This is a genomic window from Pseudoalteromonas tunicata (assembly GCF_002310815.1).
In the GTDB taxonomy this organism is placed as follows: Bacteria; Pseudomonadota; Gammaproteobacteria; order Enterobacterales; family Alteromonadaceae; genus Pseudoalteromonas; species Pseudoalteromonas tunicata.
The window spans coordinates 3,092,555-3,116,134 of record NZ_CP011032.1; the positions used below are offsets into that span (position 1 = coordinate 3,092,555).

Below are 23,580 nucleotides of genomic sequence, written 5' to 3' on the forward strand. Positions count from 1 at the left end.
AGTCGCTGATACTGCACCAGCACCAGCTCAATAATAAAGACTAAATAATACGGCCACTGCAGGCCGTAATTAAGAATGGTGCGTTATGATACAGACCTAACGCACTGACGATTAGTGCTCGCGTGTTTGATGGAATGTAATGTCAGGATGACGTTCCATCGATAGATTCAAATTAACGCGACTTGGCGCGATATACGTTAAGTTATCACCGCCATCAAGTGCTAAGTTAGGCTCACACTTGCGCTTAAACTCTTCATATTTTTTGCTGTCTTTGCCCGATACCCAACGCGCAGTTGTTACATTTACGCTTTCATAAATGGCATCAACGTTGTATTCAGATTTTAAGCGGGCAACGACCACATCAAACTGCAGCACACCGACCGCGCCAACAATTAAATCATTGTTAATTAAAGGTCTAAATACCTGAACAGCCCCTTCTTCAGACAGCTGCACTAAGCCTTTTAACAATTGTTTTTGTTTTAACGGATCGCGCAAACGTATACGACGGAATAATTCTGGCGCAAAGTTTGGAATACCACTGAACTTTAACTTTTCACCTTGGGTAAAAGTATCACCAATTTGAATGGTGCCATGGTTATGTAACCCAATGATATCACCGGCATATGCATCGGCAGCACGTTCACGGTCGCCCGCCATAAAGGTTACCGCATCAGAAATACTGACCGTTTTACCTAAACGCACATGATTCATCTTCATGCCTTGGCTGTATTTACCCGACACAATACGCATAAACGCAATACGGTCACGGTGTTTTGGATCCATATTAGCTTGAATTTTAAATACGAAACCTGAAAAGTTTTCTTCATCAGCTACCACTTCACGCTCTTCAGATTGACGCGGTAATGGCGATGGCGCCCACTCAGTTAAACCATCTAAGAAATGATCGACACCAAAATTACCAAGTGCAGTACCAAAAAATACCGGCGTTAACTTACCTTGTAAAAATAGCTCATGATCAAACTCATTAGATGCACCTAATACCAGTTCAAGCTCATCACGTAACTGCGCAGCTAAGTCGTCGCCAATTGCAACATCAAGCTCTGGATTATCAAGCCCTTTGATCACGCGAACTTCTTGAATGGTATGACCTAAGCCTGATTGATATAAAATCGTTTCTTCGCGGTGAATATGGTAAACACCTTTAAAGCCTTTACCACACCCGATAGGCCATGTAATTGGTGCACAAGCAATTTTAAGTTCGTTTTCGACTTCGTCCATGACTTCCATCGGATCACGGACTTCACGGTCAAGTTTATTCATAAACGTAACAATAGGTGTATCACGTAAACGTGTTACTTCCATTAATTTACGAGTACGGTCTTCTACACCTTTTGCGGCATCGATAACCATGAGGCACGAGTCGACCGCGGTTAACGTACGGTAAGTATCTTCCGAGAAATCTTCATGGCCTGGGGTATCTAGCAAGTTAACTAAACAATCATTGAACGGAAACTGCATTACTGAGGTTGTAACAGAAATACCACGTTCTTTTTCCATTTCCATCCAGTCAGATTTTGCATGCTGATTTGAACCGCGGCCCTTTACTGTGCCTGCTCGTTGGATCGCATTTCCGAATAATAAAACTTTTTCGGTGATCGTCGTTTTACCGGCGTCGGGGTGACTGATAATGGCAAACGTACGACGCTTGCTTACTTCTGGAGAAACACTGGACATTAAAACCGCCAATTGCTGAATGTTTAAAGATCAAAATGGGCTCAATTATAATACCAAACCAATAATTTAACTAGGTCTTCAAAGCTATCAAATGGTCAGATAGTTACCAACATTGCGTTTTATGTTACATGTGTTTTAGTGATTTTTGACAAAAATTTGTCTTTGCTCAATAAACTTATCCAATAAGTTATGCTAAGTTAAAATAATACCTAGCTATTGATAAATTATTCAATGAATTACGCGTACTTGCCTGCACTTCTGTTGTCCCTGCCTTGGCTTAATACTGCCCAAGCACAACAACAAGAAGAATATGCTTTAGAGACATTACATTTAATGTCTTTAAATGAATTGCTAAATCTTGAAGTTGTGAGCGCGAGTCGTACCAAACAGCGCGCGATTGATGCGCCTGCTAATGTAACCGTTATTAATGCAAAAACGATATTTGAGCGTGGTTACCAAAATTTAATTGATGTATTACGTGATGTGCCTGGTTTTGATTTCGCCACAGTAGAAGACAGTGCTGGCGAATATACGACCCATAGTATTAATCGCGCCATTGGCGGCTCACCCGGTAATGTGCAGCTACTTATTTTGATTGATGGTGTAGTGCAAAATCATATTGCGTTTAATTGGTCGCAACCTTTTGGTAATCAACAAATATTTTCTGATTTAAAACGTATAGAGATCATTCAAGGTCCCGGCTCTGCCAGCTATGGCGCAAATGCTTACTCGGGTGTTATCCACTTTATTACCGCAGCACAAGACGATGAGCTAACCAATCAAGTTACAACTCTCATTGGTCAAAATAATCGTCATTCCACCAGCTTTGCTGTTGATAAACAATTAAGTGAATTGTATTTACAGCTTTCGGGGCGATTGGCTGAAACAGATGGCGATTCGGGCTTAGACCGATTTGATCCTGCAGGTTATTTTTCTGCCCATGCTTGGCCTGTCAAACTGACTCAGCAATACATTGAGGGCAATTATATTGAAAATAGTGCAAACCCATTTGCTAACACCCAACAAGCTGCAGGATTTAATAATCAATCCCGTGATTGGGCATTAAGAGGAAAAGCAATTTGGCAACCGAGTAACTTTGATAACGGTATCAGAAAAATTGCTTTATCATTTAATAAATGGGTTCAGCGTCAAGGACTTGGAAGTTATGTCACTGGTTTTGAATATCAAACCAGAGCTGACTCCTTTCAAAAGCACCATCAAAGTGGCCATGTCGCCTTAGATATTGATTATCAATGGGATGATAATCACCTGATCACCAGTAAATTATGGTATCGCGAAAACATTCAAAAACCAGATACAGGCTTTCAATATAGCTATCGTTTTATTGATTTAGTCAAAAGTTATCATAGCGTTAATTCTCAGGTTGGGTTTGAGCAGCAACTCGAAGTCTCGCAAAATAACGCTAATTGGCTGCTTGGCTATCGGATTCAGCATTCCAACAAAATGGACCAAGTTGTATCTCTTGGCCAATATCAATCAGGTCAAAACAGTGTATCCACATCACTTTGGGCCGATGCTGTAGCTGGGCTAGGTTTATTTCAAACTGGTAATGCAGGTACTCGCAAAGTAGAAGAACACGCACTTTATGGCCAATATCAGCAACAGTTGACTGAAAAAATAAACTATACCCTTGGATTTCGCTTTGATCACAGCGATGAATATGGCTCAACAACCAACCCGCGCTTCGGACTGATTTACAATGCAGATAAATGGAGCGAACAACTCGATTGGCGAATTAAGCTCTTGTATGGGCGCGCATTTCGTGAACCCAGCATTTTTGAATTAAGCGATGAGTTTCGGGGTAACAATAATTTAAAACCAGAATCAATTAGCACATATGAATTAGTCAGCCATTGGCTTTCAAGCAACCCAAATATTAAGGCCAATCTAAAAGCAGCTATTTTCTTTAGCCAACAAGATGACACCATAGCGCTTGAAGCACAAAATAGTGATGGTGGCAGTCGATACATCAATGCAAATAGTGGTGATGTTTATGGCTTTTCTTTAGATGGCAATTGGCAGTTAAGTAAAGGTCTAACAAGTTATTTTAACTATCAATTTACTGATGGAAAACAAGATACTGCCAACCTAGCAATTGCTCATACGGCTAAACATAAAATAAACTGGGGGCTCAGTTATAACGCTTTAAATGAACAACTTAATATTAATTTTCGCATGAACCATTTATTGTCACGCAGTGTACCACTAAGCAACAGCTACTTTGAACACAAAGCACCTAACGCCTCAATTGCAAACCTAGTGATGTCTTGGCAAGGTTGGCAGTTAAATAACGTAAACATTACTCCGCAACTTATTATTAATAACGTATTTGATCATCAATATTTAGGTGTGGGCCGCCAAGATGGTAGTAGTGATGTTACACAATATAATGCTGCAACTAACGTAAATCCTATTGGTTTTGCACCGCCTTATCACCCAGAACCAGGGCGGACAATTGCCGCGCAGCTAACCGCGACATTTTGATTTACTTTAAAATTAAGTTTGAATGATTAAATTAACGAACAGTTTGTGCTATCGAGAGTATTTTATCATCCCATTGCAAACCCGATGCCGTGCTTGTAGTAAGATTTAAATAAAATTTTGGTCGACCATCGGTCGCCCCCAAACCCAAAGTTATCCCCTTTTTCACCCAAGAAGAATGGCTACTAATCAGCAAAGCATGATTAGCGGTCGCATATTCAATTGCCTGACCAATCAGCTTTTCATCAGCAACATAGACAAGATCAAATCCCGGATCGGGTAATTGTGCACCAATTTCGAGTTTATCGATTTTAATTTCACTGTAACCTTTGGTTTTTAACTTATAAAACGAACGATAAATTTCTGGCGATGCAATAATGTAGATAGAGACTTGCTCTTTTTTACTTAAACTTGCCTCATACGATAAAATCTTTGAAATTAAGATGACTTGTAAGCTTGCCGGTAATTCAGACGCAAGAGTACTCACTGGTGATAAACCAGAAAAAAAACATACAAAAACAAATACTAGCTGCTTAAAAGTAATGAATTTATTTTGCCGCTTGGCTTGGGTCATACTAATATGAGTTACTCTGTTAGGAATTAAATAATCAGCGTTCTATTGTGTATTCAAATAGATAACAGTTTAATATTAAATCACTCAGTGTTATTAACAAGTACTAAAAAGGATATAGGGAAAAATAATGATCAAAAGCAAGCTTAGTATTAAGTTACTTTGGTATGTAACCCCGCTTGTCATCGTTCCATTATTGTTTCTTGGTGGCTTTGCACTTTCAAATGTAACGCAATTTACCGAACGTCAAGCAGAGCTAAGTGTTAGTCAATTTGTTGATCAGCAACAACAGAAAATATCCAATTATACTGAGGTTTTTCATTCAACAACGGAGTTGCTGTCTAATTCACCTGTACTTATCGACTTTCTTGAAGCCTATAACAATAAACCCGCCAGTAAAACGGTAAATCCCGGTTCATTGCTTGATGTATTTGTCAGTTATATTAATGCGTATCCCGACATTTTAAGCATCGATTTAATTACCCCTGAGGGTAAAAGTATCGCTTTTTATTCTAGTGATTTATTTGCCACATCAGACAGTTATCATTTTACTGAAAACTTACGAAACAGCTCAATTCGCCGCCAGCAATTTATGCATCAAAACGAGCAAGGTTCAACATCCTTATATTTTGCCCAACAAATATTTAAATCTGATTATCAGCTGGAAAGCCCAAAACTAATGGCTTATCTCATTGTGCATTTAGACCCTTCGGTGCTCAATACCAGCATTTTAGAAGCTCCCTTTGAGAATACGTTAAATATTGTACTCAATGAGCAAGGTAAAATTTTATTTAGTTCTAATATTGAAACGCTCGGTCACTATTTAACAGAATTTGAATACAAAAGTATTGTTGACGCTGCTGAACGCAGTCATTTAGTTGAATTAAAACTGAGTACTTTAGATAATCAAGAACGAATGGTATACGCCAACCAAATGAATGGCGGTGCCTATTATGTATCATCAATTCCAAAAAATATTCTTTACGAATCAGGTAAAGCAATTACTTTATTTACAGCTTTAGTCGTCATTGCATCAATTATTTTTTTACCGATCTTGATTTTTATTGTGGTTCGCTCTTTGTTATTAACCCCACTTGAAATGCTGGCAGAAGCGAGTCATCGTGTTGGCGATGGTGATCTTAAGATTTTACTCCCAATTGAACGTGAAGATGAAATGGGTTCATTATTTCAAGACTTTAACCACATGGTCAGCCAAATCCGCCACTATCAGGGTCAACTCGAAGACTATAAAGAACACCTTGAAGAAAAAGTAGCAGCGCGTACCCATGAATTAGCAAAAATGAACCACCAACTCGAAAAAGCAATGAATCAAGCAGAACAAGCGAGTCAGTTAAAAAGCCGCTTTTTAGCCAATATGAGCCATGAAATACGCACCCCTTTGACAGCTATCATGGGTTTTACCGAGCAAATGCTCACTAAAGAACCTGACGATAAAAAAGCACAACACTTAAATACCGTATTAAGAAATTCCAAACATCTATTAGAGCTCATTAATAATATTTTAGATTTGTCGAAAATTGAGGCCGAAAAACTCGAAGTCGAGCGACAACCGTTAGAGCTGAGCCAACTCATCGAAGACATCAATTCAGTTGTTCATGTCTTAGCACAAGATAAAAACTTAACGTTTGCTGTTGAGTACGATTACCCACTCCCGCGCACATTAAATAGTGACATAACTCGCTTAAAACAAGTTTTGCTCAATGTATGTACCAATGCAGTAAAATTCACCGCTGAAGGCTCAGTAACCCTTGCTATCAGTGCAAAACATAGCTTGAGTCAATTAGAATTTAAAGTACAAGATACTGGTATTGGTATGTCCAACCAAGAGCTTGAGCGTATTTTCAAACCATTTGAACAAGCTGATTCAAGTACCACCAGAAAGTTTGGTGGCACTGGATTGGGCTTATGTATTTCAAAAAACTTAGCTCAACTACTTGGCGGTGATATCACGGTGACAAGTAAACAGACTCAAGGCAGTTGTTTTCTTATCACTGTAGCCTGTCACAACGAGCACATACCGGTTGATATTATTAAATCGGCCACAGATTTAGCACAATTAAAACCAGCACTCGCTCCAATTAAAAATGCCTATTACCAAGCTCAAATCTTAGTGGCAGAAGACAATCCAGATAATCAAGAGCTAATTCGGCTGTTACTGGAACAATGGGGTCTTGAGCCTCACTTTGCTGATAACGGAGCGCAAGCGGTTGAAATGGCATTAACTCACGACTTCGATCTTATTTTAATGGACATGCAAATGCCGGTAATGGGAGGCTTAGAAGCAACAACAATGCTGAGAAACACTGCCTACGACGGTCCAATTATCGCCTTAACAGCAAATGTAATGAAAAATGATATTGATACTTATATTGCTGCAGGTTGCAACCAATCACTTGCAAAGCCTATTGATAAACAAGAGCTTGAAAATGCATTAGAAAAATATTTAAGCCTACAACATGACAATAATAAAAAGTGGGAAGATGTCTTAAAGACCGAACAATTTAAAAAAATCAGTCTAAATTACAAAGCAAAAATGCCAGAGATGAAAACGCAATTAACTGATTTATATGAGAGTGAAGACTGGGAACAACTTACCGCACTGGCCCATAGCATAAAAGGCAGCGCAGGCTGTTTTGGTTTTACCCACATAAGTGATGCCGCTTCAGAACTTGAAAGCTGCCTTAAAGACAAAAATCAACAGCGATTAGACTATCAATTTCTCAAACTTGAACAATCGATTAGTTTTACATTGCAAATGGATTAAAAGGTAATCCCATTAAAATTGCATCTTCGTTACCGGTAGCTGCAGGGTAATAATTTTTACGTATTCCCATCTCACAAAAACCAACTTTATTATAAAGGTGGATTGCAGCTTGGTTACTTGCTCGTACTTCTAAAAAAATATTTTCAGCGCCACGCGTTTGCGATTGCTCAACTAAATGTGCCATCAATTGTGAAGCAATCCCTTTACCTTGATATTGAGGATGAACTCCAATATCCATCAAAGTAAAATCTGGACCCGCCATTTCAGCAATATAAAAACCGACTAACTGAGCTTGATCAAACATACCAAAATGAAAATATCGCGCGCCAAAACATGAGCTCATGTTTTGTTCTGACCAAGGAAACGCATTCGCAGAGACTTCTATTGCCATCATGACGCTAAGATGCTGCTCATTAAGTGGTTGAATTATCATTTTTGAATGTCGCTCAATTTTTGCCAAAGTTGTTTTTTCTCTAGCCCCGACAGGCCATGCTGACAAATAATTAACTGGGGAGGTTGTAAATCGAACCCTTGAACGGTGTTAATACTCACTTGAGTCACGACCGAATCAATCAATGCACGCTTAATATCATCAAAAAGTTGCTCATCTATAGCAACCATCGAATCTGATTGAGTAGCAGCTTGAACAAACCGATTACGATAATGTGCATTAAGCGTTAAAGTTTCAATTTCAAAAATTTGATTAATTAATTGCGACATTATTACTGGACCATTAAGGTAGTTTTATTAATTACGTTAACAGTAAACGAGATTTTATAGAAGAGATAAAGAATTGGCAGGGGCGGAGAGATTCGAACTCCCAACCGTCGGTTTTGGAGACCGCTGTTCTACCAATTGGAACTACGCCCCTGCAATGTCGTCGAATTATAGAGATCTTTTTATAAAGGTAAAGAGATAATTTAGTAATTTAGTTTAAGTGTCGAAAATCTAAACACTTAGAGCATAATTCACACAAAAACATTCATTTAAGTCTCATTAAGCGTTTCTAAATAACATTGCTTTTTAAATCGATTACATTATAAATAAGAAATGATGTTTATTTATTAGATATCACAAATGATAAAGAGGCAATAATGCAAGAAGACTTATTAAACTCCGTTGTAAAAATTACCAAAAATCGTGACATTGACTCTTTAGAATTTAGCCTTATTTCGACTATTCACGAATTTTTAAATTGCAAAGACATTATCATTTATAAAAATTTATCTCAAAGCAATGGAATAGGTGTTGAAAAAAGCGCCTCTTTATATCTTGATAGTGAAAATAATTACATTTGGGGTGAGAGAGAAATCCTACAAGATATCTCAAAAGAGCTTGCTTCATGTTTGCATTCAGCCTGCACAATCAACATTCAAAAGAAAAATGATCTTGAGCAACGCTGGTTACCTATTTTATTAAATGATAAACCCGTGGGTGCTATTTATATTCGCTGTAAAACTCTGCATAGTGAACAACAAGTATTATTAAACTCTTATTGCCGTATTTATGAAAATTACCTCACGATATTAAATGAGAATGAGCGCGATAAACTCACCAGTTTGTTAAATCGTCAAACCTTTGATCGAAAAATAAAGCTCTTGATGGAAAATCAAATAAACGATCACTTTAAAGTACGTACAGAAAAAACCAATCGTAAACACCATGATGATTCAACCTCTTGGCTGGCTATGGTTGATATTGATCATTTTAAAAAAATTAATGATACTTATGGCCATATTTGCGGTGATGAAGTGCTATTACTGCTTGCACAGCGTATGTCTGCTTTTTTTAGGGCTTCTGATTTAGTTTTTCGTTTTGGTGGTGAAGAATTTGTAATTGTATTTGAACCAACAACGCAAGAGCTCATTAATAAACGACTAGCAGCATTTATGGAACAAATTCGCAGCACACATTTTCCTTTCATTAAACAACTAACTCTCAGTATTGGAATAGCTCGTATGAGCCCTTACGACTTTCCGATCTCAGTAATCGAAAATGCTGACAAAGCGCTATACTTCGCAAAAAATAGCGGCCGAGACCAAGTTATCTTTTACTCGGATGTACCAAAAGCGAATATTCAAGAATCGCAAAGCGGTGATGAAATCGAGTTATTTTAACTAGATATATTTTTATGATTTTTAAAATAAAAAAACAGCAAATTGCTTTGCTGTTTTTTATTATCAAATGGAAGGTTTTATCCAGCCATTATTCCCACTCTATCGTTGCTGGCGGCTTGCCAGAAATATCATAAACAACGCGAGAGATACCATCAATTTCATTAATAATACGGTTAGATACTAAACCTAGGAAATCATATGGTAAGTGTGACCAGCGAGCAGTCATAAAATCAATGGTTTCAACACAACGTAGTGATACCACCCAGTCGTACTTACGCGCATCGCCCATAACACCCACAGATTTTACAGGTAAGAATACGGTGAAAGCTTGGCTTACTTTATTGTATAAGTCAGCTTTATGCAGCTCTTCAATGAAGATAGCATCGGCGCGACGTAATAAGTCACAATATTCTTTTTTGATTTCGCCCAATACACGCACACCAAGGCCTGGACCTGGGAATGGGTGACGATAAAGCATATCGTATGGTAAACCTAACTCTAAACCAATTTTACGTACTTCATCTTTAAACAACTCACGTAACGGCTCAACTAGCCCCATCTCCATATCATCAGGTAAACCACCTACGTTATGATGAGACTTAATGACATGCGCTTTACCTGTTGCTGATGCAGCAGATTCAATCACATCTGGGTAGATTGTACCTTGGCCTAACCATTTTGCATTTTTAAGCTTTTTAGATTCGGCATCAAAAATATCAATAAAAGTATGACCAATTGCTTTACGCTTAGCTTCTGGATCGGATAAGCCGGCTAAATCAGCCAAAAATTGAGCTTCAGCATCCACTTTAATGATATTTAAACCAAAGTGATCACCAAACATATCCATTACTTGTTGGCCTTCGTTTAAGCGAAGTAAACCATTATCAACAAATACACAGGTTAGTTTGCTGCCTATTGCACGATGCAATAGCATAGCAACAACAGATGAATCAACACCACCAGACAAGCCTAAGATAACTTCGTCATCGCCGACTTTTTCTTTGATACGCTCAATCGCGTCTTCAATAATTGTTGCTGGCGTCCATAATTTCTCACAACCACAGATATCAACAACAAAACGCTCTAGTAAACGTTGACCTTGTTGAGTGTGAGTCACTTCTGGATGGAATTGCACCCCATAAAAACGTTTTGCTTCATCAGCCATTGCTGCATGCGGGCAAGTTTCTGTTTGTGCTGTGGTTGTAAAGCTTGCAGGAATTTCAATGACTTTATCGCCATGACTCATCCATACATCTAAAATGCCTTGACCGTTATCAGCAACATGGTCTTCAATCGCATCAAATAACTTACATTGGCCTAACTTAGCAACTTTAGCATAGCCAAATTCACGCTTGTCAGAGCTTTGAACTAAGCCACCTAACTGCATTGCCATAGTTTGCATACCATAACAAATACCAAGTACAGGCACGCCTGCATTAAATACATATTCAGGTGCACGCGGGCTATTGTCTTCAGTTGTTGACTCTGGGCCGCCTGATAAAATAATACCATCAGGTGCAAATTCGCGAATTTGCTCTTCAGTTACATCCCATGCCCATAATTCACAATAAACGCCAATCTCGCGAATGCGGCGAGCAATCAGCTGAGTATATTGTGAACCAAAATCTAAAATAAGGACGCGTGAATCGTGGATATTTTTACTCATGAGGATCTCGTTCGTCATAAACTAATTACAAATCAGTCGACTACTCTTTTATAAGTAACCTACTAATAATAAATAAGGGCTAGCCGATGCTAGCCCCGAAATTTACTTTGCTTATCAAGCATTAACCTAAACGGTAATTAGGTGCTTCTTTGGTGATCTGTACATCATGAACATGTGATTCACCCATACCAGCAGAAGTAACACGCACAAACTGAGGCTTAACATTAAGCTCTGCAATTGTTGCACAGCCTGTTAATCCCATCGCACTGCGTAAACCGCCCACTTGCTGATGAATAATCGTTGCGATTGGGCCTTTGTAAGCCACACGACCTTCAATACCTTCAGGCACTAATTTCTCAGCTTGTTTCGAGTTTTGGAAGTAACGGTCTGATGAACCTTCTTTTTGATTCATCGCACCAAGGCTACCCATTCCACGATATGACTTGTAGTAACGACCTTGATAAAGCTCAACCTCACCTGGTGACTCTTCAGTGCCAGCAAGCATCGAACCAACCATTACACATGATGCGCCAGCAACAAGTGCTTTTACGATATCGCCAGAAAAACGAATACCGCCATCGGCAATAACTGGAATATCACGGCCTTTTAAGCCTTCTACAGCATCGGAAATTGCTGTCAATTGTGGCACACCACAACCAGTTACAATACGAGTAGTACAAATTGAGCCTGGGCCTATGCCTACTTTAACAGCATCAACACCCGCATCAGCAAGGGCAATTGCACCTTCTGCGGTAGCCACGTTACCAGCTACAATTTGTAAATTTGGGAATGCTTTACGTGTTTCAGTAACACGATCGATTACACCTTGCGAGTGACCGTGTGACGTATCAATTAATAATACATCAACCCCCGCCTCAACTAAGGCTGCAATGCGTTCATCAGTACCAGGACCTACACCAACAGCAGCACCGACACGTAAACGACCTTGCTCGTCTTTACATGCATTCGGTTTATCTTGTGCTTTTTGATAATCTTTAACTGTGATCATGCCTTTTAATTTAAATTCATCATCAACAACTAAAATTTTCTCAATGCGATGTTCGTGCATTAATCCCAAAATCACATCACGTTCAGTGCCTTCTTTTACTGTCACTAAGTCTGCTTTTTGGGTCATCACTGTTGAAACAGGTTGCTCCAATTTGGTTTCAAAACGCATATCACGACTAGTTACAATACCCACTAAAGTATTATTTTCATCAGTAACAGGAAATCCTGAAAAACCTTTAGCTTCAGCTAGGGCTAGCGTATCGGCAATAGTTAGATTTGCAGTAACAGTCACAGGGAAAGACACAATACCCGCTTCGTATGTTTTTACTTTACGAACGTTATTGGCTTGCTCTTCAATAGTCATGTTTTTGTGGATAAAACCTAAACCACCTTCTTGCGCTAAAGCAATAGCCAAGCGTGCTTCAGTTACTGTATCCATAGATGCAGAAACTAATGGTAGATTTAACTTAATACCACGTGTTAAACGAGTTGAAATATTTGCCGTATGTGGCAAAACGGTAGAATGAGCCGGTACTAAAAGTACGTCGTCAAAGGTTAGAGCTTCTTTAGCGATCCTAAGCATTATGCAACATCTCACGAGTGAAAGTGAATATAGGGAGTTGCGGTCAAATTTTATCAGCAGATCCCCATTGAGTAAACATAAATTGAAAAAATATGTGTTAAAGTAGCTTTGTTACTATCTTTTACAGAACAAAAACAATGCTTTTGAATCAAAAATCCCCTTCAGTTTATAGTGTTTCTCGCTTAAATAAAGAGATCCGTCAACTACTTGAACGCAATTTTGCCAGTATTACTATTACGGGTGAAATCTCAAATTTCGTTAGCCCAAGTTCCGGGCATTGGTATTTCACAGTAAAAGACGATCACGCCCAAATCCGAGCTGCAATGTGGCGTGGAAATAATCAAGCGATGCGCTTTAAACCAAAAAATGGCGATCAAGTTCAAATGCAGGCTCGTATTTCACTGTACGAGCCGCGTGGTGACTATCAATTAATTGTTGAGCAAATGGAACCTGCCGGCGAAGGTGCTTTAAAACTACAATTTGAAGCCTTAAAAATGCAACTAGCCAGCGAAGGGCTTTTTAGCGCCAGCCATAAAAAACCATTGCCAAGTATTATCAATAAAGTAGGAATTATCACCTCTGCAACAGGTGCTGCAGTAAAAGATATTTTAACTGTATTACAAAGGCGCGCACCACAACTTGAAATTGTAATATATCCGGCTCAAGTACAAGGCAATACAGCACATCAACAGCTTATCGAAAAAATTAGCCTCGCCAATAGTCGCAAAGAAGTTGATGTAATTATTTTAGGCCGAGGTGGTGGCTCACTTGAAGATCTTTGGTGTTTTAACAATGAATCGTTAGCTCGCGCCATTTTTACCAGCCAAATTCCGATTGTAAGTGCTGTAGGTCATGAAATCGATTTTACGATCAGTGATTATGTGGCAGATATCCGCGCAGCAACCCCCTCTGCGGCGGCTGAATTAGTGAGCCCAAATCAAGCGCAATTATTTTCACTTATTACCCAGCAAAAACAGGCGCTATTTAATGCATTTAAGCATTACCTCGCCATACAACAACGCAATGCTGTGGCCATTAAACATCGTTTGTCTTTATGTCATCCACAATCTCAATTGCAGCAAAAAAGTCAACGTCTAGACGAGCTGAGTATTAATTTAGAGCAAGCGATAAAACAAAAACTACTTGGTGCTCAAAAGTCATGTTCCAGCTTAAATAATCGTTTAATGCTACGCTCTCCAAACCTAAAACTACAACAATCACAGCATCAACTTAACAAATTAAAAACAAAATTAGAAACTCAGTTGCAGCAGCAACTTAAACAAGCATCCAATAATCTTGCACTGCAAGCTGCTCGTTTAAACTCCGTAAGTCCATTAACTGTGTTGGCTCGTGGTTACAGCATCACAAAAAATGAACAAGGCCAAATTATTAACTCAATATTACAAATTAAACCAGACTCTAAAATGACCACTACTTTAATTGATGGGGATTTTACAGCGCAAATACTCGAAATTAATTCAAAATAATCATTTGAATTATTTACACAGAGTAAGCATTAGAACAATTGAGTTGCTGTTTATGCCCCCTATCATTTCATTGTTGGCCAGCGCAAAAATAAAATCTTCAATTAGAGTGCAATTAATTTCATCATTGCACTCTACAAAAGCAGCCCAATCCTTTAAATCTTCATCTGTAATTTGCTGATTTAAATATAGAGTCAACACATCGCACAGAATATTTTTATCAACTAAAAGCGCATCTTCTTTACTTAAACGAGCAAAATTCCCAAGCTCACAAAATGCTTCTTCGGGTTTATCAAATAACACTATTTTCTTTAATAATGTTCTGCGATCCATTACAGCACCTTAAAAATTCTAGAAATGCAATTTACTAAGTATATAATTTAAATATAAAACCCTGAACTCACTTCTATTAAAATAAGCTCAGTAAAACCCTCTTAGTAGACTAAATTTCATTTTAATTAAAAAAGGTATAAGCCAATCCACTTCAACCATCCTTTTATATTATTGTGATACAGAGACCTTCAATGTTACCATTTTAGCCACATTCACCATGCTTTATCCATTCCCAATTTTAAACTTAGCTAACTCAATAAATAACCAAACACAAAATGACAGCGCTGTTTTTTATCAACTAATAAATAAAACCCATGCTGACTTGTCTTTTGTTATTGAATAAGGAAAACAATGAAAAAACTTAACAAACTATTTTTAGCTATGGCGCCATTAGCCACTTTAGTATCACTTCCATTTGCTCAAACTGCCGTTGCACATGGTTATATCAGCAAACCCGAGTCTCGTGGTTATTTATGTCGTCTGACACAAAATACCAATTGTGGTAATGTCGTTTATGAACCTCAAAGTTTAGAAGGTCCCGATCGTTTTCCAGAATCAGGCCCAGCTGATGGCCATATTGCCAGTGCTGGTCACGGGGCTTTTAGCCAGTTAAATGCTCAAACAATCAGTCGATGGACAAAACGCCCAATCAAAGCTGGGCCAAATGAGTTTACATGGACATTCACCGCCAATCACTCAACCCGAGATTGGCGTTACTTCATCACCAAAACGACTTGGGATCCAAACAGCCCATTAACCCGAGATCAATTTGAAGCCGTCCCTTTTTGCGAATATTCAGGTCACTACAAGCAACCTCCTCGTCAAGTTACTCATTTATGTAATGTTCCAGCCGATCGTAATGGCTACCATATAGTTCTTGGTGTATGGGATGTAGGTGATACCGGAATGAGCTTTTATAATGTTGTCGATTTAATGATTGATAATGGAGATACCAGCAATGTGTATTGGCAAGATGTGGGTGATATTTTGTCTGGTCGAAACCTAACCGTTGGTTCAAGCGTTAAAACACGAGTATTTGGCAGTGATTCAAAAGACTTACCTTCACTCCAAACCGTGCTTGAGATTGATACCGAAGAAGCGGGCCTAAGTGGAAACTGGCCATTAGCCTTAGCGCAAAAAATCAATGAGTCACAATCTTGGTTACAAGCGGGGCAACTTGATGAAAATAACCAAATCCAACCAATGGCTGGACGGAATGAAATTTTTGCCCAAAGTAATTCAGGAATAAGTTCTGTTGAACTTGAGTTTGTTCAAGCACCATTACCAAAACCTGATTTTAATGTATCCGGATTAAGCCATAATTATGAAGTAAATGATAACGCTGTTAGCTTTGACTTTTCTGTTGATATCAGTGAAAAAGCAACGATTACTGCAACGCTAAATAAAAATTACAGCAGCGTACTGACCAAAATATTTAATGTTGAATCAGGCCAATCAGAGCTGAGCTTAGATTATCCTGAAGCTCAAGCTGGTCACTATAACTTAGTGATTAGTTATAATGCAGAAAATGGCACTACAGATCAAAAAACGTATCACCTTAATATTGTTGTAGCAGATGATGGCGGTGATCCTGATCCGATTGATCCAATAGAGCCACCTAAAACCAATGCCGATTTTGTATTCCCTGACAGCTTAAGTAGCTATAAAGCAGGCACAACGGTGCTCCAACCTAAGAATGGTAAAATTTATCAATGTAAACCTTGGCCATATAACGGTTACTGTGTGCAATGGTCTAAAGGGTCTAATCAATATGAACCAGGAGTGGGTTTATATTGGAATATGGCATGGATTGAGCAATAAAATACTATGTATTCAACAGGTATTATCAATAATGAGTGTTTTTAAGATTTATTAAAACCATACGCATACAGGCTTTAAAAAACTTAAGTAACGACATAAAAAAAGCCCTTTGCAGAGTTGTTTCTACAAAGGGCTTTTTCTATAACTATTTAATTAATATATTAAAAGTCTTCTTCAATGCTACCTTCGGCTTCAGCAGCTAAACTTGCAATCCCATCCTCTGGTTTAATTGTTGCTTTTAATAACAACATATCGCGTAATTTCTTTTCAATTTCATCAGCAATTGCTGGATTTTCTTTTAAGAATTTAATTGAGTTTGATTTACCTTGACCAACTTTATTACCCTGATAGCTGTACCATGCACCGGCTTTTTCAACAAATTTGTGCTGAACACCCAAATCAATTAGCTCACCATGTTTAGAGATACCTTCTCCATACATAATAATAAATTCTGCTTGTTTAAATGGCGGCGCAACTTTGTTTTTAACAATTTTTACACGCGTCTCATTACCTACCACTTCATCACCCTCTTTAACAGAGCCGGTACGACGAATATCGATACGAACTGAAGCATAAAACTTCAGTGCATTACCACCTGTGGTTGTTTCTGGATTACCAAACATCACGCCAATTTTCATACGTATTTGGTTGATAAAAATAACTAAAGTATTTGAACGTTTGATATTACCAGTTAGCTTACGTAATGCTTGTGACATTAAACGAGCTTGTAAGCCAACATGGTGATCACCCATATCGCCTTCAATTTCAGCTTTTGGTGTTAATGCTGCCACCGAGTCAATGATCACCACATCAACAGCACCAGAGCGCACTAACATGTCACAAATCTCAAGCGCTTGCTCACCGGTATCAGGCTGAGATACCAGTAAATCTTTAATATTTACACCCAACTTTTCAGCATAAACAGGGTCAAGGGCATGTTCAGCATCAATAAAGGCACATGTTTTGCCTTTTTTCTGGGCTTCTGCAATAACTTGTAACGTTAACGTTGTTTTACCTGACGATTCAGGACCAAAAATTTCAACAATACGACCAGCAGGTAAACCACCTATACCCAGCGCAATATCAATACCAAGTGAGCCAGTTGAAATAGATTCAATATCAAGTGCCTGACTATCACCTAATTTCATAATTGAACCTTTACCAAATTGGCGTTCAATTTGAGATAGTGCTGCGCTTAATGCTTTTTCTTTATTATCGTTCATTTTTGATTCTCCGAACCTGTGTAATAAATCGATTATACTGTATAGATTAACAGTATCAAGCCTAATTTAGCTTTTTATTATTTCAATTAAATTTTTTAATGCAAATACAATAGCTTGAACTCTAATTTCTGCACGAGAACCACTAAAAATACATTTTAATGTCTGAGTTTTAGCACCAAGTTGAATTCCAAACCATACTGTGCCAACCGGTTTATCGGTGCTCCCGCCACTCGGTCCTGCAATGCCAGAAACACTGATTGCAAGTTCAGCATTAGCCGCCAAAGCTGCACCTTGCGCCATTTCAATCACAGTTTGCTCACTCACTGCACCAAAGCTTGTCAATGTTGCAGCACTCACACCTAAAAGTGCTTGTTTTGCTTCATTGCTATAAGTGACAAAACAGCGGTCAATGTAACGAGAGCTTCCAGCAGTGTCGGTTAACGCATAACTTATCCCTCCACCAGTACATGATTCGGCAGTAGTGATCCAAATGCCTTTATCCGCTAATATAGCGCCTAACTCTGCAGCAAGCTGACTGATCTCTTGTTGTAATTCCATATTAAGCCTTGGGTAATTAAGTTTTTATGCCATTAGATCTGTTTTCTGAACATACTATAAGTCAACAAACACCTATGATGCAGCAATATTTACGAATAAAAGCTGAGCATCGCGATATCCTTTTGTTTTATCGTATGGGCGATTTTTACGAGTTATTTTTTGATGATGCTAAGCGTGCCGCTCAATTACTCGATATATCACAGACCCATAGAGGTCGAGCCGGCGGAGCGCCTATTCCAATGGCGGGAGTGCCATATCATGCGGTCGAAAATTACCTCGCTCGCCTAGTGCAAATGGGCGAATCAGTTGCTATTTGCGAGCAAATTGGCGACCCAGCAACCAGTAAAGGTCCTGTTGAACGCAAAGTCGTCAGGATCATTACTCCTGGCACTATTTCTGATGAAGCATTATTAAAAGAGCGCCAAGATAATTTACTCACTGCCATTTATTTAGCTAAAGAAGGGACGTTTGGCATTGCGTATCTTGATATCAATTCAGGTCGCTTTTACTTAACCCAAGCAAATACTGAAGAAAGTTGCCATTCAATATTACAACGCATTCAACCGGCTGAATTATTGTATCCAGAAAACTTTACTGCGATGCATTTAATTTCAAGCTATAAGGGAAGCCGTCGTCGCCCCGAGTGGGAGTTTGACTTAAACACCGCCTCCACTATTTTATGTCAACAATTCGAAACCAAAGATTTAATCGGTTTCGGCGTACAAGATGCGCATGAAGCACTCATTGCCGCGGGTTGTTTAATGCAATATGTAAAAGATACGCAACGTATTGCTTTACCACATATAAACGCAATTGCTTTAGAGCAAAATGAACTTCACGTTATCTTAGATGCGGCAACACGAAAAAACCTTGAACTAACGATTAATTTATCTGGTGATATTGATAATACATTGGCTCAGGTACTTGATAAAACAGCGACCCCGATGGGGTCTCGGTTGCTAAAACGCCGTTTACATACGCCGACCCGTGACCATAACGAGCTCAATGCACGATTAGATGCAGTCAGTGAGATCATGAATTGCGGTTTATTTAACGACTTTTATGACGTATTAAAACAGATTGGTGATATTGAGCGCATTGTGGCTCGATTAGCACTAAGAAGTGCCCGCCCACGCGACCTTTCACGTTTACGTAATGCATTACAGCAACTTCATTTGGTGCAAAATTTACTTGCACACACCTCAAGTAATCGATTGAGCGACATCAAGCGTGCTTCTGCGGTGATCCCTCACATTCAATCTTTACTTGAGCAGGCGATTATTGAAAACCCTCCGGTGCTTATTCGAGATGGTGGCGTCATTGCCCCTGGCTATCATGCTGAACTTGATGAATGGCGAGCTCTAAGCCAAGGTGCAACAGATATTGTTGAGGCGCTTGAAGCAAAAGAGCGCGAACGCACAGGCATTGCGACTTTAAAAATTGGTTATAACCGAGTGCATGGTTTTTATATTGAAGTCAGCCGAGCTTATGCCGATCAAGTGCCGCCAGAGTACATTCGTCGTCAAACATTAAAGAATAATGAACGCTATATTATTCCTGAACTAAAAGAACATGAAGATAAAGTGCTAGGCAGCCAATCAAAAGCGCTTGCACTTGAGAAACAGCTTTATGAAGGCTTATTTGATCAACTTCTACCACATTTAAAACAATTTCAGCAACTCGCTGCTAGTTTAAGTGAACTTGATGTAATTAATAACTTCGCAGAAAGAGCCGAAACGCTCAATTATTGCCGCCCAACTTTAATTGATAATCAAGATATTACTATTGTTGAGGGTCGCCACCCAGTGGTTGAACATGTCATGAGTGAGCCTTTTATTGCAAATCCGACTCATCTTGCTCCAACACGCAAAATGCTGATTATTACTGGTCCAAATATGGGGGGTAAATCAACCTATATGCGTCAAACTGCACTGATTGTATTACTGGCACACGTTGGTTGTTTTGTCCCTGCTAGCCAAGCAAACATTGGAATCGTCGACCGAATTTTCACCCGCATTGGCGCAAGTGATGATTTAGCTTCAGGACGCTCGACTTTCATGGTCGAAATGACAGAAACAGCGAATATTCTTAATAATGCAACTCAGCATTCATTAGTTTTAATGGATGAAATTGGTCGTGGTACTAGTACCTACGATGGCTTATCATTAGCTTGGGCAACTGCGGAATATCTTGCACATAAGATTTCAGCCAAAACTCTCTTTGCCACTCACTACTTTGAATTAACTGAATTAGCTGAACAAGTGCCAGGATTAGTTAACGTTCATTTAGATGCGATTGAGCATAATGATACCATTGCTTTTAAACATACAGTATTGGATGGACCAGCAAGTAAAAGTTTTGGTTTACAGGTTGCGGCCTTAGCGGGCGTGCCAAAAAGTGTGATCAAACAGGCTAAACAAAAATTAAGGCTACTTGAGCAACATCAATTAGTTAACAATTCAGGTCAGTTTGATTTATTAACTCAAGCAACAGTTAACTTGCCTGAAATCTCAGAAGTTGAAACCCAGCTTGCTGCAATAAACCCAGATGAACTAACACCAAAAGAAGCTCTGGCATTACTGTACCGCTTAAAAGAGTTAGGTTAATTACCTAATCTCGTGCGTAATAAATTCCTTATCTCGAGTTCAGATAACTCAGAATAGATTTGGCCGTTACAGTAAAAAAGAAAAAAGCCGCATTTTGCGGCTTTTTTAATGTTATGAAACTTATTGAAATAATGACTCTATATTTAAACCTTGGTGCATTAATATTTCTTTTAAACGGCGCAGGGCCTCAACTTGTATTTGTCTAACTCGCTCACGGGTTAAACCAATTTCTTTACCTACATCTTCTAAGGTCGATGGTTCATAACCTAATAAACCAAATCTTCTTGCCAATACTTCTCTTTGCTTAGCATTTAGCTCTTCAAGCCAATGGACAATATTTTCGCGAATATCTTCATCTTGAATACAACTTTCAGGACCACCGCCTTTTTCATCAGCTAAGATATCGAGTAAAGCTTTTTCAGAATCACCGCCAATTGGCGTATCAACTGAAGTAATCTTTTCATTAAGACGCAGCATTTTTGTAACGTCTTCAACAGGTCTATCTAACTTCTCAGCTATCTCTTCTGCCGTAGGTTCATGATCAAGTTTTTGAGTTAATTCACGTGCTGTACGTAAATAAACATTGAGCTCTTTAACAACATGAATTGGAAGCCGGATAGTGCGAGTTTGATTCATGATCGCACGTTCAATCGTTTGACGGATCCACCAAGTTGCATAAGTTGAAAAACGAAATCCTCTTTCTGGATCAAACTTTTCAACCGCTCTGATCAAACCAAGATTACCTTCTTCAATTAAGTCCAGAAGAGCAAGACCTCGGTTGTTATAACGACGGGCAATTTTTACCACTAAACGTAGATTACTTTCAATCATACGTTTACGAGAGGCTTCACAGCCTTTTAGAGATTTTCGAGAGAAGTAAACTTCTTCTTCAGCACTTAACAAAGGAGAAAAACCAATTTCGCCTAAATAAATTTGTGTCGCATCTAAATTCTTAACTATCGCATCTTTGGCAATAATTTCTTCATCAGCATCTTCATCTTCGACACTTTCAATGTCATCAAGATCCTCAACTTCATCAAGTAAGTCATCTTGTATCTCATCTTCCATTACTTTAGTCGATTTGCTTTCCATTGCAGTCTCCGTAACAGCTTCTAATTTTACTGTGCGAACCATAAGCATTCTCCCGAGCTAAGTTTAGTAATAATCAAATTATTACCGTTCCAACACGATTTGCGCCCCTAATGCTTAGGCAAATATTTCGCAGGATTGACAGACTTACCTCGGAATCGGATTTCAAATCGAAGCCCTGTAGTTGCCGACTCGGTATTACCCATCTCTGCTATTTTTTGCCCTACTTTAATTTCCTGTTTTTCTTTTACCAATATCGCAGCATTATGTGCATAAGCGCTTAAATAATCATCATTATGTTTAACTATGATTAAATGCCCATATCCTCTTAATGCATCACCTGCGTATACCACTGTACCAGAGGCTGCGGCATGAACCGGTGTTTTAGCTTTATTGGTTATATAAAGTCCTTTATAGCCATTATCTTTGTTAGAAAAAGTACGAGTAATTTTTCCTGCAACTGGCCAACGCCACTGTATATTATTTGAACCTTTAACAGTTTCGGACGACTGTTTTTTTGTGGCTTGTTTTTGACCATACTCCCGTTGTTTTTTAGGATCAAGCCCTTTTTTTGAGTTTTTGTTATTTTTTTGTTGTAAAACTGTAGACTTACCAGTCTTTTTTGGGTATTTTGACGCCTTTTTATTTTTTTGCTTCGCTGGCGATAATTGTAATAATTGCCCAGGATAAATAGTGTAGGGGCTGCTAATTCCGTTGATCTTAGCAAGTTCCCGAAAGTCTAAATTTGCTCTAAAAGCAATAGAGTAAAGAGTCTCACTCGGCTTAACTTTGTAACTGCCTTGATTGATGTTAATTTTTTGTTGCGAAGAGGTCTGACCTGAGGATAAGTTAGAGACTGGAGCGGGGCTTGAGCGATTAGCACAGCCCCAAAGAAACACACAGCAAGCTAAAATAAATGTTTGTACAAACTTTAAACTCACAGTGCGCCTCAAAGTTAGCGATAAATAAGGTAGGCAATCACCGCAAGTACGATAGTTCCCCAGCCCAACCATTCAACATATTGGCGTAAATTGGCTTCCATTTTTGCACCGCCCCATTTCATTAGCGCCGCGACTAGAAAAAAACGAGCGCCGCGCCCAACCACTGAAGCGAGTACAAATGGAAAAAATGCCATTTGCATCACACCCGCGCCTAAAGTGAATACTTTATAAGGTATAGGTGAGAATCCTGCTAAAAAGACCACCCAAACACCATAATCTTTAAACCAACTTAACGCATGATCAAACTTATCCTGATAGCCAAAATCAGTAATAATGGGTTGAACGAGTGGATCAAATAATGAGTATCCCAACAAATAACCCACTATCCCGCCAATTGTTGATGCTACTGTTGTATAAAAAGCGTAGTGCCATGCTTTTTCCGGTTTAGCCAGCGCCATAGGGGCAAGCATTACATCGGGTGGAATAGGAAAAAAAACAGATTCCGCAAAACTCATGCCTGATAAATAACGCACAGCATGTCGATGACGCGCCCATTTTAAGGCCATGTCATATAATTTTGTAAATAACTTCAAGACAA

Annotated in this window: 18 protein-coding genes and 1 tRNA gene; 6 read left to right on the forward strand and 13 right to left on the reverse strand. The window is 38.8% G+C overall.

Features of this window, described 5'->3' with window-relative positions:
- Positions 1-111 precede the first annotated feature (111 nt).
- Positions 112-1,695: a peptide chain release factor 3 gene (prfC, locus tag PTUN_RS14065; RefSeq protein ID WP_009837602.1), complete on the reverse strand. Its 1,584-nt coding sequence runs from the start codon at positions 1,693-1,695 to the stop codon at positions 112-114.
- A gap of 231 nt (positions 1,696-1,926) precedes the next feature.
- Between prfC and PTUN_RS14070 the strand changes: the two genes are divergently transcribed.
- Positions 1,927-4,200: a TonB-dependent receptor plug domain-containing protein gene (locus PTUN_RS14070; protein ID WP_009837603.1), complete on the forward strand. Its 2,274-nt coding sequence runs from the start codon at positions 1,927-1,929 to the stop codon at positions 4,198-4,200.
- Positions 4,201-4,231: 31 nt separating this feature from the next.
- On the opposite strand, the gene PTUN_RS14075 is transcribed toward PTUN_RS14070, so the two are convergent.
- A complete protein-coding gene (locus tag PTUN_RS14075) occupies positions 4,232-4,684 on the reverse strand; it encodes a YfiR/HmsC family protein (protein WP_157742135.1) in 453 nt (150 codons plus the stop codon).
- 214 nt (positions 4,685-4,898) lie between these two features.
- On the opposite strand from PTUN_RS14075, the gene PTUN_RS14080 reads away from it, so the two are divergent.
- Positions 4,899-7,553, forward strand: a complete 2,655-nt coding sequence (locus PTUN_RS14080) for a hybrid sensor histidine kinase/response regulator (RefSeq protein ID WP_009837605.1) — start codon at positions 4,899-4,901, stop codon at positions 7,551-7,553.
- Here PTUN_RS14080 and rimI read toward each other — a convergent pair.
- The 3 genes from rimI to PTUN_RS14095 form a co-directional block, all read right to left on the reverse strand.
- Positions 7,534-7,986 (reverse strand): ribosomal protein S18-alanine N-acetyltransferase, encoded by a 453-nt coding sequence (gene rimI / locus PTUN_RS14085; protein ID WP_009837606.1) that lies wholly within the window; start codon positions 7,984-7,986, stop codon positions 7,534-7,536. The two genes, PTUN_RS14080 and rimI, sit on opposite strands and share 20 nt — an antisense overlap.
- The gene (locus PTUN_RS14090) at positions 7,983-8,273 is read right to left on the reverse strand and encodes a hypothetical protein (protein WP_009837607.1); all 291 of its coding nucleotides are present in this window, start codon (positions 8,271-8,273) and stop codon (positions 7,983-7,985) included. The genes rimI and PTUN_RS14090 overlap by 4 nt, the downstream gene beginning before the upstream one ends.
- Before the next feature lie 74 nt (positions 8,274-8,347).
- Positions 8,348-8,424 (reverse strand) — tRNA-Trp (locus PTUN_RS14095).
- Positions 8,425-8,647: 223 nt separating this feature from the next.
- On the opposite strand from PTUN_RS14095, the gene PTUN_RS14100 reads away from it, so the two are divergent.
- Entirely contained in the window at positions 8,648-9,670 is a 1,023-nt protein-coding gene (locus PTUN_RS14100) for a GGDEF domain-containing protein (RefSeq protein WP_009837608.1), read from the forward strand.
- 88 nt (positions 9,671-9,758) lie between these two features.
- Here PTUN_RS14100 and guaA read toward each other — a convergent pair whose 3' ends face one another.
- Positions 9,759-11,336 carry a glutamine-hydrolyzing GMP synthase gene (gene guaA / locus PTUN_RS14105; RefSeq protein WP_009837609.1) on the reverse strand — a complete coding sequence of 526 codons (1,578 nt, stop codon included), beginning with the start codon at positions 11,334-11,336 and terminating at the stop codon, positions 9,759-9,761.
- Between the two features lie 121 nt (positions 11,337-11,457).
- On the reverse strand, positions 11,458-12,927 hold the full coding sequence (gene guaB, locus PTUN_RS14110) for an IMP dehydrogenase (RefSeq protein ID WP_009837610.1): 1,470 nt from the start codon (positions 12,925-12,927) through the stop codon (positions 11,458-11,460).
- A 137-nt stretch (positions 12,928-13,064) separates the two neighbouring features.
- Between guaB and xseA the strand changes: the two genes are divergently transcribed.
- Positions 13,065-14,414: an exodeoxyribonuclease VII large subunit gene (gene xseA, locus PTUN_RS14115; RefSeq protein WP_009837611.1), complete on the forward strand. Its 1,350-nt coding sequence runs from the start codon at positions 13,065-13,067 to the stop codon at positions 14,412-14,414.
- Positions 14,415-14,423: 9 nt separating this feature from the next.
- Here the strand turns inward: xseA and PTUN_RS14120 are convergent, their stop codons facing one another.
- Positions 14,424-14,744, reverse strand: a complete 321-nt coding sequence (locus tag PTUN_RS14120) for a hypothetical protein (protein WP_009837612.1) — start codon at positions 14,742-14,744, stop codon at positions 14,424-14,426.
- 351 nt (positions 14,745-15,095) lie between these two features.
- Between PTUN_RS14120 and gbpA the strand changes: the two genes are divergently transcribed.
- Positions 15,096-16,565, forward strand: a complete 1,470-nt coding sequence (gene gbpA, locus PTUN_RS14125) for an N-acetylglucosamine-binding protein GbpA (RefSeq protein WP_009837614.1) — start codon at positions 15,096-15,098, stop codon at positions 16,563-16,565.
- 161 nt (positions 16,566-16,726) lie between these two features.
- Here gbpA and recA read toward each other — a convergent pair whose 3' ends face one another.
- Together recA and PTUN_RS14135 are read right to left on the reverse strand one after the other, a co-directional pair.
- Positions 16,727-17,788: a recombinase RecA gene (gene recA, locus PTUN_RS14130; protein WP_009837615.1), complete on the reverse strand. Its 1,062-nt coding sequence runs from the start codon at positions 17,786-17,788 to the stop codon at positions 16,727-16,729.
- 66 nt (positions 17,789-17,854) lie between these two features.
- Positions 17,855-18,346, reverse strand: coding sequence for a nicotinamide-nucleotide amidohydrolase family protein (locus PTUN_RS14135; RefSeq protein WP_009837616.1), 492 nt, complete (start codon positions 18,344-18,346; stop codon positions 17,855-17,857).
- Positions 18,347-18,372: 26 nt separating this feature from the next.
- Between PTUN_RS14135 and mutS the strand changes: the two genes are divergently transcribed.
- The gene (gene mutS / locus PTUN_RS14140; RefSeq protein WP_009837617.1) at positions 18,373-20,952 is read left to right on the forward strand and encodes a DNA mismatch repair protein MutS; all 2,580 of its coding nucleotides are present in this window, start codon (positions 18,373-18,375) and stop codon (positions 20,950-20,952) included.
- Between the two features lie 120 nt (positions 20,953-21,072).
- Here the strand turns inward: mutS and rpoS are convergent, their stop codons facing one another.
- From rpoS to PTUN_RS14155, 3 genes are read right to left on the reverse strand one after another with little or no spacing between them, the layout of a single operon-like run.
- Positions 21,073-22,092 carry an RNA polymerase sigma factor RpoS gene (rpoS, locus tag PTUN_RS14145; RefSeq protein WP_009837618.1) on the reverse strand — a complete coding sequence of 340 codons (1,020 nt, stop codon included), beginning with the start codon at positions 22,090-22,092 and terminating at the stop codon, positions 21,073-21,075.
- A 59-nt stretch (positions 22,093-22,151) separates the two neighbouring features.
- Positions 22,152-22,982 (reverse strand): peptidoglycan DD-metalloendopeptidase family protein, encoded by an 831-nt coding sequence (locus PTUN_RS14150; protein ID WP_009837619.1) that lies wholly within the window; start codon positions 22,980-22,982, stop codon positions 22,152-22,154.
- A gap of 14 nt (positions 22,983-22,996) precedes the next feature.
- The gene (locus PTUN_RS14155; RefSeq protein ID WP_040643751.1) at positions 22,997-23,575 is read right to left on the reverse strand and encodes a YqaA family protein; all 579 of its coding nucleotides are present in this window, start codon (positions 23,573-23,575) and stop codon (positions 22,997-22,999) included.
- Between the last annotated feature and the right edge of the window lie 5 nt (positions 23,576-23,580).

Excerpts from the sequence above, each read along its gene's own strand:
- rpoS (WP_009837618.1), bottom strand. The coding sequence starts at position 22,092 with ATGCTTATGGTTCGCACAGTAAAATTAGAAGCTGTTACGGAGACTGCA.
- PTUN_RS14100 (WP_009837608.1), top strand. The coding sequence starts at position 8,648 with ATGCAAGAAGACTTATTAAACTCCGTTGTAAAAATTACCAAAAATCGT.
- prfC (WP_009837602.1), bottom strand. The coding sequence starts at position 1,695 with ATGTCCAGTGTTTCTCCAGAAGTAAGCAAGCGTCGTACGTTTGCCATT.
- guaA (WP_009837609.1), bottom strand. The coding sequence starts at position 11,336 with ATGAGTAAAAATATCCACGATTCACGCGTCCTTATTTTAGATTTTGGT.
- PTUN_RS14120 (WP_009837612.1), bottom strand. The coding sequence starts at position 14,744 with ATGGATCGCAGAACATTATTAAAGAAAATAGTGTTATTTGATAAACCC.
- PTUN_RS14135 (WP_009837616.1), bottom strand. The coding sequence starts at position 18,346 with ATGGAATTACAACAAGAGATCAGTCAGCTTGCTGCAGAGTTAGGCGCT.
- gbpA (WP_009837614.1), top strand. The coding sequence starts at position 15,096 with ATGAAAAAACTTAACAAACTATTTTTAGCTATGGCGCCATTAGCCACT.
- PTUN_RS14070 (WP_009837603.1), top strand. The coding sequence starts at position 1,927 with ATGAATTACGCGTACTTGCCTGCACTTCTGTTGTCCCTGCCTTGGCTT.
- PTUN_RS14080 (WP_009837605.1), top strand. The coding sequence starts at position 4,899 with ATGATCAAAAGCAAGCTTAGTATTAAGTTACTTTGGTATGTAACCCCG.
- mutS (WP_009837617.1), top strand. The coding sequence starts at position 18,373 with ATGCCATTAGATCTGTTTTCTGAACATACTATAAGTCAACAAACACCT.
- rimI (WP_009837606.1), bottom strand. The coding sequence starts at position 7,986 with ATGATAATTCAACCACTTAATGAGCAGCATCTTAGCGTCATGATGGCA.
- PTUN_RS14090 (WP_009837607.1), bottom strand. The coding sequence starts at position 8,273 with ATGTCGCAATTAATTAATCAAATTTTTGAAATTGAAACTTTAACGCTT.
- xseA (WP_009837611.1), top strand. The coding sequence starts at position 13,065 with ATGCTTTTGAATCAAAAATCCCCTTCAGTTTATAGTGTTTCTCGCTTA.
- recA (WP_009837615.1), bottom strand. The coding sequence starts at position 17,788 with ATGAACGATAATAAAGAAAAAGCATTAAGCGCAGCACTATCTCAAATT.
- guaB (WP_009837610.1), bottom strand. The coding sequence starts at position 12,927 with ATGCTTAGGATCGCTAAAGAAGCTCTAACCTTTGACGACGTACTTTTA.